The organism is Lederbergia citrea (assembly GCF_018343525.1).
GTDB lineage: Bacteria > Bacillota > Bacilli > Bacillales > Bacillaceae_C > Lederbergia > Lederbergia citrea.
Genome location: NZ_JAGYPH010000002.1, coordinates 477,931 through 492,608, shown reverse-complemented (window position 1 = coordinate 492,608; position 14,678 = coordinate 477,931). Strand labels below are relative to the sequence as shown.

15 protein-coding genes are annotated in these 14,678 nt (G+C 44.0%); all 15 read right to left on the bottom strand.

The window, feature by feature from the left end; genetic code table 11:
• Positions 1–15: 15 nt before the first annotated feature.
• Positions 16–645 (bottom strand): TetR/AcrR family transcriptional regulator, encoded by a 630-nt coding sequence (locus KHA88_RS11520; protein WP_213121993.1) that lies wholly within the window; start codon positions 643–645, stop codon positions 16–18.
• A gap of 37 nt (positions 646–682) precedes the next feature.
• Complete coding sequence (locus KHA88_RS11515; protein WP_213121992.1) at positions 683–1,819, bottom strand: acyl-CoA dehydrogenase; 1,137 nt, start codon at positions 1,817–1,819, stop codon at positions 683–685.
• 27 nt (positions 1,820–1,846) lie between these two features.
• The gene (locus KHA88_RS11510; protein ID WP_213121991.1) at positions 1,847–2,983 is read right to left on the bottom strand and encodes an acyl-CoA dehydrogenase; all 1,137 of its coding nucleotides are present in this window, start codon (positions 2,981–2,983) and stop codon (positions 1,847–1,849) included.
• A 25-nt stretch (positions 2,984–3,008) separates the two neighbouring features.
• On the bottom strand, positions 3,009–3,860 hold the full coding sequence (locus tag KHA88_RS11505; RefSeq protein ID WP_213121990.1) for a 3-hydroxybutyryl-CoA dehydrogenase: 852 nt from the start codon (positions 3,858–3,860) through the stop codon (positions 3,009–3,011).
• Between the two features lie 18 nt (positions 3,861–3,878).
• On the bottom strand, positions 3,879–5,066 hold the full coding sequence (locus tag KHA88_RS11500; RefSeq protein ID WP_213098467.1) for an acetyl-CoA C-acetyltransferase: 1,188 nt from the start codon (positions 5,064–5,066) through the stop codon (positions 3,879–3,881).
• 268 nt (positions 5,067–5,334) lie between these two features.
• Positions 5,335–7,449 carry a heterodisulfide reductase-related iron-sulfur binding cluster gene (locus tag KHA88_RS11495; RefSeq protein WP_213107748.1) on the bottom strand — a complete coding sequence of 705 codons (2,115 nt, stop codon included), beginning with the start codon at positions 7,447–7,449 and terminating at the stop codon, positions 5,335–5,337.
• Between the two features lie 112 nt (positions 7,450–7,561).
• Positions 7,562–8,290 (bottom strand): ATP-binding protein, encoded by a 729-nt coding sequence (locus KHA88_RS11490; RefSeq protein WP_213098469.1) that lies wholly within the window; start codon positions 8,288–8,290, stop codon positions 7,562–7,564.
• Positions 8,290–8,769 (bottom strand): ECF transporter S component, encoded by a 480-nt coding sequence (locus KHA88_RS11485; RefSeq protein WP_213098470.1) that lies wholly within the window; start codon positions 8,767–8,769, stop codon positions 8,290–8,292. Before KHA88_RS11485 ends, KHA88_RS11490 begins: the two co-directional genes overlap by 1 nt.
• Positions 8,770–8,783: 14 nt before the next feature.
• Entirely contained in the window at positions 8,784–9,227 is a 444-nt protein-coding gene (locus tag KHA88_RS11480; protein ID WP_213121989.1) for a bifunctional adenosylcobinamide kinase/adenosylcobinamide-phosphate guanylyltransferase, read from the bottom strand.
• The gene (locus tag KHA88_RS11475) at positions 9,179–9,793 is read right to left on the bottom strand and encodes a histidine phosphatase family protein (RefSeq protein WP_213121988.1); all 615 of its coding nucleotides are present in this window, start codon (positions 9,791–9,793) and stop codon (positions 9,179–9,181) included. The genes KHA88_RS11480 and KHA88_RS11475 overlap by 49 nt, the downstream gene beginning before the upstream one ends.
• Positions 9,763–10,554: an adenosylcobinamide-GDP ribazoletransferase gene (gene cobS, locus KHA88_RS11470; RefSeq protein WP_213107744.1), complete on the bottom strand. Its 792-nt coding sequence runs from the start codon at positions 10,552–10,554 to the stop codon at positions 9,763–9,765. The genes KHA88_RS11475 and cobS overlap by 31 nt, the downstream gene beginning before the upstream one ends.
• Before the next feature lie 56 nt (positions 10,555–10,610).
• Positions 10,611–11,237, bottom strand: coding sequence for a bifunctional adenosylcobinamide kinase/adenosylcobinamide-phosphate guanylyltransferase (locus KHA88_RS11465; RefSeq protein ID WP_249313070.1), 627 nt, complete (start codon positions 11,235–11,237; stop codon positions 10,611–10,613).
• Complete coding sequence (locus KHA88_RS11460) at positions 11,230–12,663, bottom strand: ATP-binding cassette domain-containing protein (protein ID WP_213121987.1); 1,434 nt, start codon at positions 12,661–12,663, stop codon at positions 11,230–11,232. Before KHA88_RS11460 ends, KHA88_RS11465 begins: the two co-directional genes overlap by 8 nt.
• A 3-nt stretch (positions 12,664–12,666) precedes the next feature.
• Entirely contained in the window at positions 12,667–13,725 is a 1,059-nt protein-coding gene (locus KHA88_RS11455) for a FecCD family ABC transporter permease (RefSeq protein WP_213098475.1), read from the bottom strand.
• Positions 13,688–14,668: an ABC transporter substrate-binding protein gene (locus tag KHA88_RS11450; protein WP_213121986.1), complete on the bottom strand. Its 981-nt coding sequence runs from the start codon at positions 14,666–14,668 to the stop codon at positions 13,688–13,690. Before KHA88_RS11450 ends, KHA88_RS11455 begins: the two co-directional genes overlap by 38 nt.
• Positions 14,669–14,678 lie beyond the last annotated feature (10 nt).

Here is a 14,678-nt window from a genome sequence, read left to right as displayed (position 1 = left end):
GATTCTCCCCCCATTTCACACTTGCGGCTGATAACCTTTTATGCCTGAAAAAAGTAAATCAGTTTGCAGTTTTATATAATCATCGATCGAGAAGGCTTTTTTCAAAGCCCAGCGGCGGAACCCCCACATTTGTCCTTGCACAAAAATATTATGGGCCAGCAATTGCTGGTGCTCCTTGCCAATGTCTAATTCTCCCTTTTCCACACAGCAGTTGATCAGCTGTTCGAACATCCCGACCATTTCGAGTTCTTTTTTCAGCACATAGGGAAGCGCCTCAGGGGATAACGCCTTTGCCTCTTGATACATGACGAGTACTTCATCTTGCATATCATCCATGACTTTAAAATAATGGCTAATGCCGATTTTCAGGCTGGCCAGTGTCCCTTTATCGAGGTCCATTCTGCTAAGACGCTCACTCACTTCCTCGTAAATGCTGTCACATACTAAATAAAGTACATCTTCTTTCGTCCTAATATATTCATATAAAGTTCCGATACTGAAACCGGAAGCTTGAGCAATTTCCCTTGTTGTCGTCCTGTGAAAACCTTTCTGTTTAAAAAGTGATACGGCACCGCGAATCATCTGGCTCCGCCGTTTTTTGATGAGCTGCTCATCCTTGACTGATGCATGAATTTCTCTTTTCATACTCACAACATCACCTGCTTTCTTGTCGCATCCGTCTTTATTTCGTGAGCATCCGGGAAATGACGAGACGCTGGATTTCCTGTGTGCCTTCATATATTTGGGTAATTTTTGCATCACGCATAAAGCGCTCTACAGGGTAATCCTTTGTATAGCCGTAGCCGCCGAACACTTGGACAGCTTCCGTAGTCACTTTCATCGCTGTATCCCCTGCCATCAGCTTAGACATGGCAGATTCCTTGCCGTAAGGAAGACCTTTCGACTCTAGCCATGCTGCTTGATATGTGAGTAGGCGGGAAGCTTCGATGCTTGTCGCCATATCTGCCAGTTTGAAAGAGATTCCTTGATTTTCGGCAATCGGTTTTCCAAATTGCTTCCGTTCTTTTGCATAGGCAACTGATGCGTCAAGCGCTCCTTGAGCAATTCCGACCGCCTGTGCAGCAATGCCATTTCGTCCGCCGTCAAGCGTCATCATTGCGATTTTAAAGCCTTGACCTACTTCACCGAGGACATTTTCGACAGGTACTTTACAATCTTCGAAAATGATTTCCGTTGTTGGTGATGAGCGAATACCGAGTTTTTTCTCTTTTTTCCCGACTGAAAAGCCTTCGTAATCTTTTTCAATAATAAAAGCGGTCGTGCTTCGTTTATCGTTCGGATCTGTCAAAGCAAAGACGATATAAATATCAGCAATGCCGCCGTTAGTGATGAAAATTTTCGAGCCATTTAAAATGTAATTTTCCCCATCAAGCCTCGCCGTCGTTCTCATTCCACCGGCGTCTGATCCTGACCCTGGCTCCGTCAATCCGTAAGCGCCGATTTTTGATCCTTCTGCCATCGGACGTAAATATTTTTGCTTCTGCTCCTCCGAGCCAAATTTATAAACGGGCCAGCCTGCAAGTGACGTATGCGCAGATAGTGTCACGCCGGTTGAAGCGCAAACGCGGGACAACTCCTCGACGGCGATACAGTACGCCAAATAATCGCTGCCAATTCCACCGTATTCTTCAGGCCACGGGATTCCGGTTAAACCAAGCTCCGCCATTTTTTCAAATAACGCCATATCAAAGCGCTCTTCCTCGTCACGCTCCGCAGCGGTCGGTGCCACTTCCTTCTGGGCGAAATCCCGAACCATTTTCCTAATCATTTCATGTTCTTCACTTAAGCGAAAATTCATCTCTAGTCCTCCTCGGGTGTCAGATTGCTATTTTAACAGGTGCTTTCCTATTACGATTCTTTGTATTTCGCTCGTACCTTCATAGATTTCCGTGATTTTCGCGTCACGGAAATAGCGTTCTACAGGGTAATCCTCGGTATAGCCGTAGCCGCCAAACACTTGAATCGCCTCTGTTGCTACTTCTACAGCTGCCTTTGAAGCAAATAGTTTGGCCATTGATGCTTCTTTCCCACAGGAAATTCCTCGGCCCCACATGTCTGCTGCTTGGTACACTAGGAGTCTAGCACCTTCGACCGCGGTTCCCATGTCCGCCAATTTAAACGCAATTCCTTGCTGTTCAGCGATCGGTTTTCCGAATTGCTTCCGCTCTCCAGCATATTTTACTGCAGCTTCAAATGCCGCTTCGGCAATCCCTAACGCTTGCGCAGCAATGCCAATTCTGCCGATATTTAAGTTAGCGAGGGCAATTTTGAATCCTTCTCCTTCTTTTCCAAGGAGATTTTCGACTGGAACCTTCATGTCTTCAAATGTCAGCTGAACCGTTCTGGAACCGCGCAGTCCCATTTTTTTCTCATCTTTACCAATGATTAATCCTGGTGTATTTTTTTCAACGATAAAAGCGGAAACGCCTCGGCTGCCTGCTGCTGGTTCTGTCAGTGCAAATACGATATGCACATCTGCTTCGCCGCCATTTGTAATGAAAGCTTTAGTGCCGTTAAGAATATAGTGATCGCCTTGGCGAACCGCCCGCGCCTTCAAGCTCGCCGCGTCTGAACCCGCACTTGGCTCGGTGAGGCAAAATGCCCCTAAATATTCTCCGCTCGCAAGCTTTGTCACATATTTTTGCTTCTGCTCCTCATTTCCAAAGTACATAATCGGATTTGTGCCGACAGACGTATGCACAGACAAAATCACTCCGACTGTCGCACTCACCTTCGACAACTCGTGGATGGCAATGATATATGATAGAAAATCCATCTCAGCGCCGCCATACGTTTCAGGAACGGTGATCCCCATTAGCCCAAGGCCACCCATTTTCTTTAAAATTTCTCGTGGAAATTCTCCCGCTTCCATCCGGTCAATAAATGGGGCAATTTCTTCGTTAGCAAAATCCCGCACCATTTTCCGCATCATTGTCTGTTCTTCTGTCAATTGTAGATTCATGGTTGTTCCCCCCGCTCAGGTGCTTTCAGTCATAAACATAGAAGCCGCGCCCGCTTTTTTTACCTAACCAGCCGGCCTTCACATACTTTCTTAAGAGAGGACATGGCCGATATTTATCATCGCCGAACCCTTCATGCAGTGTTTCCATAATATAAAGACAAGTATCAAGTCCGATAAAATCGGCCAAAGTGAGCGGTCCCATCGGATGATTCATCCCAAGCTTCATCACATTATCAATCGCTTCTTTCGAAGCCACCCCTTCATACAATGTATAAACGGCTTCGTTAATCATTGGCATCAAAACGCGATTTGAGACAAACCCGGGGAAATCATTTACTTCCACTGGTACTTTGTTTAATTTAATCGCCATCGCTTCGATTTCCCGATATACATCATCCTCAGTAGCAAGCCCCCGAATAATTTCCACTAGTTTCATGACAGGGACAGGATTCATAAAATGCATACCGATGACTTTTTCCGGACGCTTCATAAAAGCAGCAATTTCTGTAATTGGAAGTGATGATGTATTCGTAGCCAAAATGGCGTGCTCTGGAGCGTATTTATCCAGTTCTCGGAAAATACTTGCTTTAATCTCCATGTTTTCAGTCGCCGCTTCAATCACCACATCAACATACTGTGCCTGTTGCAAGTTTGTTGATTTAAACAATTGATCGAAGACGAGTAATTTTTCATCCTCTGTCATTCTTCCTTTATCCACTTGACGACTAAGGTTTATTGAAATTTGTTCAAAACCTTTTTCCACTAATTTTTCTTGTAAATCATTCAAATACACTTTATATCCGGCTTGCGCACAAACTTGCGCAATGCCCGCCCCCATCTGACCTGCACCAATGACCATAACTGTTTTAATATCCATATTAAGCCTCCTCGATTTTTACTGTTTTGGTACTTCAATCAATACAGCATCACCTTGGCCGCCGCCGGAACAAATCGATGCAATTCCAAGACCGCCACCGCGCCGTTTCAATTCGTAGATAAGTGTTAAAATAATTCTCGCTCCACTAGCGCCAATTGGATGTCCGAGTGCAACGGCCCCTCCATTAACATTCACTTTTTCTGGATCAAGATTGGCAATTTTATTGCTGGTAAGCGCTACTGCGGCAAAAGCTTCATTTATTTCAAAAAGGGCGATTTCTTCAAGAGACTTTCCAGTTTTCTCTAATAGTTTGTTAATAACGAGACCAGGTGTCTGCGGAAAATCTTTCGCCTCGACTGCAACGTCTGCGTGACCCAGTAAATAGGCGAGTGGCTCTTTTCCTTCTCGGTTGGCTCGTTCTTCACTCATCAAAACGAGTGCTGCTGCACCGTCATTCACACCTGGAGCATTACCTGCCGTGATAGTTCCATCTTTATCAAAAACAGACCTAAGCTTTGCCAACTTTTCAATTGTCGTATCTTTCCGCGGTGCCTCATCGTCTTTGAGCGTGATGGGATTGCCTTTACGCTGAGGCACTTCCACAGCGACAATTTCTTCCGCTAATTTTCCATCTTCAATCGCTTTTACTGCCCGTTCATGGCTCCTTAATGCCCACTCATCTTGGGCTTCTCTCGTAATCTCGTATTCTCTTGCGGTCGAATTGCCATACGTACCCATGTGGACGCCGGAAAATGAACATGTCAAGCCGTCATGCGTCAGCAAATCAACAACGGCTGAATCGCCCATTTTATAGCCCCATCTTGCGTTCGGCAGCATATAGGGCGCATTCGACATCGACTCCATCCCGCCTGCTACAATGACTTCTTCATCACCCGCCCGGATGATCTGGTCTCCGAGAGTGACGGCCCTCATCCCGGAAGCACACACTTTATTGATTGTTTCCGTCTTCACTTCCCATGGGATTCCCGCCTTACGCGCCGCTTGCCTGGATGGCAGCTGACCTTGACCACCTTGTAAAACTGTTCCAAGAATGACTTCCTGTACTTCTTCAGGTGCTACATCTGCTCGTTTCAAAGCTTCTTTTACGGCGATTCCACCAAGCTCTGACGCTGTAAGTGAACTCAAACCACCGCCAAATTTCCCAAATGGAGTACGTGCACCTGCAAGAATCACTGTTTTTGCCATGTTTGACCCTCTCCTTTTTTATTAAATTCCTTACTATTTAGATAATCCCGCGGTTTCTTGCCATAATCCCGTTGAATTGAAGGATAATCCCGCCGATCCTTAACATAATCCCGCCAATTTTATGATTAATTCCGCCGATTCAAGCAATAATCCCGCCAAACGCCTATTATCGAAGAGGTAAGCAATCGCTTTCCTTTCTCCGATTGAACGCTCGCTCAACCACTCTTCAAAATCAAAGCACTTCAAAATATTGAAGTGCCCTATTAATTTATGAAGCTATGACTTCTTGTGGCTCACCGCAAACCGCTTTTTCCAATAGCTCCGCGACATCATATGTTTTGACTGTGTCTTCAACTTCTTTTGCTTTTGTTCCATCTGACAGCATTGTCAGACAGTACGGGCATCCGGAACTGATGACCGACGGATCGACAGCCAAAGCTTGTTCTGTTCTTGCAACATTGACGCGCTGGCCGGTGTCTTCTTCCATCCACATCATTCCGCCGCCAGCCCCGCAGCACATCCCATTTTCACGGTTGCGCTCGATTTCCACGAGAGTAACTCCCGGAATAGATTTCAAGATTTCACGAGGTGGATCATATACTTCGTTATAGCGACCGAGGTAGCAGGAATCATGGAAAGTGATTTTTTCTTCTACAGCATATTTCGGTTTCAGACGCCCTTCTTTTACAAGCTGATGAAGGAGCTCGGTATGATGGTAGACTTCCGCTTCCAGCCCGAAATCTGGATATTCATTTTTAAAAATATTATATGCGTGCGGGTCAATCGTCACGATTTTTTTCACGGCATTTTTTTCGAATTCAGCGATATTTGCTGTCGCAAGTTCTTGAAATAAAAATTCATTTCCAAGGCGGCGCGGCGTATCACCTGAGTTTTTTTCCTTGTTTCCAAGAATCGCGAATTTCACGCCGGCCTCATTAAGCAGTTTTGCAAATGACAAGGCGATTTTCTGACTCCGGTTATCAAAAGCGCCCATGGAGCCGACCCAGAATAAGTATTCGAAGTCCTCGCCGGATTTTTTCATTTCTTTTACCGTTGGAACATGGACATCTTCCCTTGCCTCGCGCCAGTTTTCTTTTTCCTTACGATTCAAGCCCCATGGATTGCCTTGGCGCTCAATATTTTGCATCGCACGCTGTGCATCCGGGTTCATTTTTCCTTCAGTTAGTACAAGATAGCGGCGCATATCGATAATATGGCTGACGTGTTTATTCATTACTGGACACTGATCTTCACAGTTACGGCATGTCGTACATGCCCAAAGTTCCTCTTCTGTAATGATCTCGCCAATCATGCTGGGATGGTAATCGATGGCTGCAGCAGCTTCCACAGCCCCTTCACCCGCACTCGCTTTCGCAAGCTGGTTGCCCACCGTGCCAGCAAACGCGTATGTCGGGACCCATGGCTGAGTATGCGTAACTGCGGCACCATAATTCGTTAAGTGGTTGCGCAGTTTAATCATAATGTCCATTGGGGATAACATTTTTCCCGTGCCAGTCGCTGGACACATATTTGTACAGCGGCCACATTCCACACATGCATATAGATCTAAAAGCTGAAGGTCTGTGAACTCATCAATCTTGCCCACACCGTAAGTCTCTTGTGTCTCATCCTCAAAATCGATCGCCTTCAGCTTTTTCCCTTCATCAGGTCGCTCGAGGTAGACATTTGCCGGTCCAGCGATTAAATGGGCGTGCTTTGATTGCGGAACATAAACAAGGAATGAGAGTAAAAATAACAAATGTACCCACCAGGCAATATAAAATATTGCAGCGGCTGCCCCCGGGCTCATCCAGCTAAATGCAGCAGCAATACCGGAAGCTACAGGTTCTGACCATGATCCGGATTCGCCGTGCCAAATGATTGCCATGCCGTTTCCAAGCAGGACTGACAGCATGAGCCCGCCGATAAAGAGAAGAACGAGTCCAGCATAAAAACCACGTTTCAACCGTACAAGTTTTTCCATATAGCGTCTGTAAAACGCCCAGGCGACAGCGACCAATATGACGAGTGTGACAATTTCCTGGAAGAATTTAAAGCCTGGATAAAGTGGCCCGAGCGGCAAATGAGAGCCGGGCGCAAGCCCTTTCCAAATGAAATCGATTGCGCCAAATTGGACGAGAATAAAGCCGTAAAAAAACATGACATGAATGATGCCGCTTTTTTTATCCTTCAACAACTTTTTTTGGCCAAAAACATTGGTCCAGATTTTTTTGAGCCGTGCTTTCACGTCATTGTCAAACGCTTCTTTTTTTCCAAGTTTAATGAAGCGAATACGCGATTTTACGACGTATACGAAGAGCGAAATTGCGTAAGCGGTTACAAAAAGGAACGCAATCCAATTTATCCAAAACAGTGCCTTCATGAACTAACACTCCTTTCCTATGTTCAAATATATAAATATATTCCGAATGTTATTACTTCCATTATATTATGAATGAGCATTCAGTCAAGAATAAAAAAAAATAAACTGATATCTATGTATCAGTTCCTAAAATTGTAATTTTATGAAAAAGCGCTCCGGCGTGCTCTTTTACCTTTTCATGGCCTTCTGCAGAATACAAAATAAGAAAACAAGTGGACGGTCCAGCTGATTTCTCCAATTCAATCTGTTCCTCTATTTGGATGCTTTCGATCGAAGTACCCGGACGCAGTTGATTCACCTCGTGGGCTATTCCCTTAGATCCAATCGGAAGGATAGTCAATACTTCAGGTTGTTCCGACATCCATTTAAATAGGGAAAGTGGAGCCATTTCTTCGTTCCGTTCCAACACTTCTTCTCCAACAAGTGGTTTGCCGATGACTGCAAATTCAGTTCCTTTATCGAAACCTGTCTTGATATGATCATTCTTTTCTTTGCGACCGACAACAATCATTCCGATAGCAGACTGAAGGAGTTGAAAATTAGTCTCAGTACTTCCTGTGACGGGTAAATCTATCAACCCAAGTTCTGCTGCTCCTTTGGCCACGCCCTTCAAAAACAAATCCCAAGCTCCGTCTGAACAAAAATTGTGGAGCACAGCTGAAATTGGTACCCCTCCTGCTGCCATACACTCCATTACTGCAACTCTGAAAGAATAATAAGCAACCACTTCATATGGTACGCGAACGGCATCATGATCCTTCATCCCTATCGCTCCGCTATTATCGGCTGCAATGATCAATGATTCTCTTGCAGAAAAAGGAATCTCCAATATATCTCTCATCATCTATTCCCCCATTCTCTTACAAAAATTGGAGTAAGACGAGGAGCTACTGCAAGTGCAAGCACAACATTCAGTGCAGAGCCGATCGCAAGTGATGGGACAATAGCAACATAAAATTCTCGACCCATTAATAATAAAAAGGGCAAGGGTGCAGCAAACGTGTTTCCCAACCAAAAAATCAATCCGGCTTTTTTTCTATGTCCTATCCGATAAAACCAGCCAAATAAAGCCACGATAATGGCCATCTCAATAGCGATGATCAGGTGGAATGGCCCTAATGGCATCCCGCCGATAAGTGCCGATAAAAGGTGGCCGAAACTAGCAATGACCGCTCCAGCACCACCACCCAATATTGCTGCAGCTATCAAAGAAGGGAATATATCAAGAGCCACACTGCCAATGACTGCAGGAATTTTGATTGCTGCTCCAACTGCAGATAAGGCAATACAAAGGGCTGCTAAGCTTAGTTTACGAGTCATATTTTTCCCCTCCGCTATTTTAACCTATTGGCTAGTCCATAAAATATAAGATCAACCCGGTCAGAAACCACTACTGTGTCCTGGTATGCCCAACCAGTTACATCCCTCCATAGCCTATCAAATGGATCCATCGGCACTATGCCCTTCGTAATGTCAGTCCCAATCAAAATCACGGTCCGACCCGATTTACTCGCTTCCCACTCTCGGAATCTAGAAATGGTGTGCCTCCACCTCGTTCTTATGGCATCCGAATCCGATTCTTCTCTCGCGATAGACTTTATCCACTGCTCTACTCCCTCAACAACCAATAAATGCTGTTGACTTATAAAAAGGAAATTTTCATCAATATCGCTTTGATAAGCCGACAGCCAAAGAAATGAATCATGGTCGTCTAATGAGTAAAACTTTCTTACCCACTTGGCTTTTCCATTGAAGGCGCCTCCCGTAACGAAATGCATCTGCCATCTCCTCCCAACTTTCTATCATGCCAGGACAGTTCGTAGCCCGTTCCATGCTGCACGTGCCATTCCCAAAATTCCCTTTTCACGGGTGCGAATTTCGTCAATAAATAACGGATGACTCCTCCATGGGTCACGATGGCAGCACTGTTTGCCTCAACTTCCTTTATTTTTTGAATCGCCTCATCCCAAGCAGCATCAATCCGATTTGTAAATTCAACATATGCTTCCCCACTCGGCGGCTTTATCGTGAATGGACTACTAAGCCACCGCTGATAGGCAGAGTCCTCCACTAAATCTGCATATGTTTTCCCCTCCCATTCACCAAAATTAATTTCGCGAAAACGTGAATCTTCTTTTATCTGACTTCCAGGGAAAAGGAATTGAGCCGTCTCGACACACCGCCTTAAATCACTTGTGATGATAAGCGCTTGGTTATCGACTTCTGTCTTGAGTAGCTCAAGTGCTATAGTCGCCTCTCTTGCCAAAGGGGGATCCGACCAGCCAACATACGCACGCAGTTTATTATCTTCCGTTAGCCCATGCCGAAATAATGAAATAACCAAATGGTCATCCATAAAAAAATCTCCGTCCCTTCCACAGATGCACCAAGCACATCACCTGTAATTCCACCGAACCATTTAAGGACTTTTCTTTTCAAAAAGAAAAAAACGAGAATCGAAGATAATAAAAGCAATAAAACTCCATATACAGTACCATTAGCAAAAAGAATGAATGCTAAAAAAACTATTAAAATCTGAACTCCATACGCCCACACAACACTTTTATTTGAATTCTGATGAAAGAAATAGGCCATTCCTTCTTTTTTCACCGGTTGAATAAAAACTAAATTTAGTCCCATCACCATCTTACCGAAGAAGGGTATAAAGACTAAAAGCCAATACGTACCGGGAGAAAGTCGGATCATTATTTCGTAAATGAAGAAAAAACGTGCAGCAAGCAAAACTAGCACCGAGATTACACCGAATGCTCCTGTCCGTGGATCTTTCATAATTTCAAGGCGTTTTTCTCGGTCCTGGTAGGAGAAATAAGCATCACTCATATCTATCCAGCCATCGAGATGCAATCCTCCAGTAATGACAATCGTACCCAGCCATAAAAAGAATGCTGCGGTTAGCAAAGAGAAAGGTGTCCATTCATTAATCGAATATACAAGACAGGTATACAGCAGCCCTTGAAAAAGTCCCAATAGCGGAAACAGCCCAATAGCTCTTTTCATGTGAACCTTATCCATCGGCAATTGTAGCTTGACCGGTATGCTTGTGAAAAATTGCAAATTAATTAAAAAAGCTCGAATTGTTATCATAGTGTTTTTCCGTTTCAAATATATTTGTGTCCATTCCAGAATTTTCAGTTCGACGCCTATACTGATGGTAGAGAACCCTTCATTGAGAATGGAATACCAGCTTCCACTAAGATTGCACTTGTGCAATTTTTGACAATCGATTGATGGAGTTGCCCAAGCAGACTAGTATATGTAAACACGAGTGGATTATCGATTGGCACTTCGTTTAATACTTCATTAGAAACAAGAATCAAGCTACCACATGTTTCGCGAAGGCATTCCAAATCACTTATGATTGTCTCTTTTACATCGTCTTGAAAGTGTGGATTCTTCCAACTAGATTTCTCCCGAAACAGTTCGTTATTTAATAAGGTAGTCAGGCAATCAAGCAGCACGACATCCGTGTTTGAAAACTCCGTAGCCAGATTGCCGATAGCGTTCGGCTGTTCCCATGTAGTCCAACTAAATCCACACTCTTCCCTATTTGCTTGATGAAGTTTAATTCGACCTCTCATCTCATCATCAACAGGACGGCCGCAGGCGATATAGTGGAGGTTTCCATTTCTCTTTAATGCCTTAGCTAAGGCTACTTTTTCAGCAAAAGAACTTTTCCCGCACCTGACACCACCAGTAACAAAAATAAATGGCGCTAGCTTCATTCTTCCTACACCTCCATCTGCAGACGAGATGATCCATCTAATCATTTAGCACACGCATTTTATTTTTTAAAATGGCACTTTTCGTGCACTTAGACACACCAGAATATATTAATTTACCAAGTGAGTCCGCATTCCGTAATTCTACACCTGTTTGGGTTGCTGCGACCAATGTACCGTCTGTTACCGAATCATTCATATTTTGGTTAGTTACATTCATATCTCTTAGTGCTTCCACCTTCGCTTCAGTGGCAATCATCATGGACTGAATGAAAGCTTCATCTGAAATATGACCATTGATAAAAACCCACGTATTGATCGTTCCAGCAACTAAGTTCAATGAATGTTTAACTTCTCTCGACTCGTCGGCTGCCTTTTCAATACATGTCGTCACAACAACAAAAATCGAGAAGCCTTCACCAATAAAGGATTGGGAATAGGCATCTTCCAGTTGAATAGTTGTTAACATACCGACCGTATTCGAGGGATTTAATCCCTTTTCCTTTAAAAAACTAGACAGTTCCTGTTGATGATCTTGTGAGGCATGACAATTCACAAACGTATGATACCAGCCAATGCCAGCACCAATTACTGCGGATGACATGGTTTTTAACGGAATGGGTGAGCGAATTTCAATCATTTCGTCCGATGTTTTCAAATAACGTTCATCAATCGACAGTTCCTCGACAGTTTCCGATTTGTCCGGAAGCAATATCATTTGTGGCTTCGGTACGATTGGATGAGGTTGTTTCGCAATATCTGTCTTATACACTTGTTGAATTCGCCTCTCCTGCAGCACCTCGTCCGGTTGATCCACTATATTAATCCGCCCTTCATTTAAAAGTAAGAGCCGATCACAATAGAGGGCAGCCAAATTCACGTCATGAAAAATCGAAATGACTGTAAGCCCACGTTCCTTTGTCCATTTTTTTAGCTGATCAAGTAGTTCCTTCTGGTAAGAAATATCCAAATGATTGGTTGGTTCATCCAACAAGAGAATTTCAGGCTCCTGTGCTAATGCCTGGGCAAGAAAAACACGCTGCCTTTCTCCTCCTGATAGTTCATTCAGAAGCTTGCTTTGAAATTTCGTCACACCCGTTAATTCCATCGCCTCTTTTACGATTTCCTCATCATCTGCATGCCTTGAATGCAGCCAGCCGCTCTGATGAGCATAACGTCCGAGGGCAACTGCTTCTTTTACAGTGTAGGCAAAGACCTCTGAAGATACTTGCGGTAAAACAGCGATGATTTTTGCCAATTCCTTTGAATGATACGATTGAAGAGGTCGACTTTTAACCAGTACCTCTCCTTGCTCTGGTAAAAGCAAGGCGCTGATCATTTTCAGCAATGTGGTTTTCCCACTCCCGTTCGGCCCAAGAATGCCGAACAACTCACCACGCTCAACAGAAAATGATACATTGTTTAAAACGCTGTACCCAGTGTATCCTCCTGACAGATTTTTCACATGAAGCATCATTTATCCTCTACTTTCCATTCGTCTTCTCACTAAAATTGCTCCAAAAACAGGAGCACCAATCAAAGCAGTGATGACACCAATGGGGAGTTCCGCTGGCTCGATAATCGTGCGCGCCGTCAAGTCAGCCAAAATCAGAAATCCAGCACCTACCAACGTCGATAGAGGCAATAAGTGTCTATGATTCGGCCCCCAAAGCATTCTCACAAAATGTGGAATGACAAGTCCGACAAAGCCAATCGTTCCCGATACTGCGACGGCAGCACCCGTAAGCAGTGATCCAGCCGCCAAAATTGCAAGTTTCCTCCGTTCAACACTTACTCCGAGATGCTTGGCCCGTTCTTCTCCAAAAGACATAGCATTCAGTTCCCGCGCGTTCATCATCAAAATCGTACCGCCAATCATAAAGAACGGCAAAATGATCCAGATGTAGCTCCATCCACGCATGGATACACTTCCGAGTAGCCAGCCAATGATCTGGCGGAGCTCTTCTCCGGAAAGTGCAATCATGAGTGAAAGCAAAGCGCCGAGAAAGGAGCTGAAAATAATTCCAGTTAAAATAATCGTTTCTACCTTCATGGAAGGTTCAACGCTTCTGGCAAATAATAAAACGAGGAATATGGTTATGAAGGCAGCAGTAATGCTCAATAGAGGTAAGGTAAAGATTCCGGTAAACGGTAAGGTAATTTGAAAAAATAACACTAACACAGCACCAACAGAAGCGCCAGATGAGACACCGAGTGTATATGGATCAGCGAGTGGATTGCGGAGCAGGCCCTGAAAAGCCGCCCCTGCTAGTGCAAGAGAGGCTCCCACGATGCCTGCGAGCAATACTCGTGGCAACCGGATATTCATTACGATGTTCGCATGCATTGAATTAAGATCAGCTTGTGACAAATGGAGAACCCTGCTGCCAATGATGGCAGCAATCTCCATAAATGGCACACGCACTGAACCAATTGCAATTCCGAACATCATGGCTACTATCAGGAATCCGCCTGCCGCGATATATGAAATTACATGTTTATTTCCCGAAAACGTCCGGGTAAATGGCTTTTGCAAGTTCTTCTACTCCTTCAACAATCCGTGGACCAGGACGGCTCACAAGATCTTCGTTCACCTCGTGCACTTGTTTTTCCTTAATGGCTGTAATATCTTGCCAACCCGCACGCTTCAATACTTTATCGGATGCATTTTTTTCAAAATTATACGTTATCACAAATACGTCAGGGTTGAGTTTGATGACTGCTTCCTCATTTAATTGGACCCAGCCCTCTTCGCTTACTGCATTTTTTGCATTGATTACATCAAGCATTTCATTCATAAATGTATTTTGTCCAGTTGCATATATTTCAGGAGCAGGAGACACCTCTACAAACACCGATATTTGCTCTTCCGCTGAGATAGATTCTCCCTGCTTTTTCATTTCATCTAGTTTCGATTTCATATCTTGAATCAATTGATCTGCTTCCGCTGTCTTCCCTGTTGCCTTGCCAACCATTTCGATTGATGTGTACACTTCATCAAAACTTTGAGAATCATTCACGACTAGCACAGTGACATTGCTGTCCTCCAGCTGTTTTAATCCAGCTTCCCACATCGTAGCTGTCGATGCGTGGGCAAGAACAAGATCAGGCTCCAAGGAAATGATTTTTTCAATATTCAGCTCCATACCGGCTACTTTTTCTTTATCAGCCACTTCTTCCGGATAATTGTCACGTTCCGAAACGCCAACTATCGTATTTCCCTCACCAAGTGCATATACAATTTCCGTGTTACTTGGAATAAGTGAAACAATTTTCTCCGGCTTTTTCTTAATAACTACATCTTTATCAGCAGCATCTTTAATCGTAACCGGAAAACTTTCTTCGTTTGCTTCATTTGCCTGTTCTGACACTGGTTCTTTATTAGTATCTTCTTTTTTCGGTTCTGCATTAGTTCCGCAAGCTGCCAAAAGTCCGAAAACAAGCAAAAGAGCCGCAAATAATTCATTTAATTTTTTCATTCTCTAATTT

Coding starts and splice junctions, on each gene's coding strand:
- KHA88_RS11520 (WP_213121993.1), bottom strand. CDS start 645: ATGAAAAGAGAAATTCATGCATCAGTCAAGGATGAGCAGCTCATCAAA.
- KHA88_RS11515 (WP_213121992.1), bottom strand. CDS start 1,819: ATGAATTTTCGCTTAAGTGAAGAACATGAAATGATTAGGAAAATGGTT.
- KHA88_RS11510 (WP_213121991.1), bottom strand. CDS start 2,983: ATGAATCTACAATTGACAGAAGAACAGACAATGATGCGGAAAATGGTG.
- KHA88_RS11505 (WP_213121990.1), bottom strand. CDS start 3,860: ATGGATATTAAAACAGTTATGGTCATTGGTGCAGGTCAGATGGGGGCG.
- KHA88_RS11500 (WP_213098467.1), bottom strand. CDS start 5,066: ATGGCAAAAACAGTGATTCTTGCAGGTGCACGTACTCCATTTGGGAAA.
- KHA88_RS11495 (WP_213107748.1), bottom strand. CDS start 7,449: ATGAAGGCACTGTTTTGGATAAATTGGATTGCGTTCCTTTTTGTAACC.
- KHA88_RS11490 (WP_213098469.1), bottom strand. CDS start 8,290: ATGAGAGATATATTGGAGATTCCTTTTTCTGCAAGAGAATCATTGATC.
- KHA88_RS11485 (WP_213098470.1), bottom strand. CDS start 8,769: ATGACTCGTAAACTAAGCTTAGCAGCCCTTTGTATTGCCTTATCTGCA.
- KHA88_RS11480 (WP_213121989.1), bottom strand. CDS start 9,227: ATGCATTTCGTTACGGGAGGCGCCTTCAATGGAAAAGCCAAGTGGGTA.
- cobS (WP_213107744.1), bottom strand. CDS start 10,554: ATGATAACAATTCGAGCTTTTTTAATTAATTTGCAATTTTTCACAAGC.
- KHA88_RS11465 (WP_249313070.1), bottom strand. CDS start 11,237: ATGATTAGATGGATCATCTCGTCTGCAGATGGAGGTGTAGGAAGAATG.
- KHA88_RS11460 (WP_213121987.1), bottom strand. CDS start 12,663: ATGCTTCATGTGAAAAATCTGTCAGGAGGATACACTGGGTACAGCGTT.
- KHA88_RS11450 (WP_213121986.1), bottom strand. CDS start 14,668: ATGAAAAAATTAAATGAATTATTTGCGGCTCTTTTGCTTGTTTTCGGA.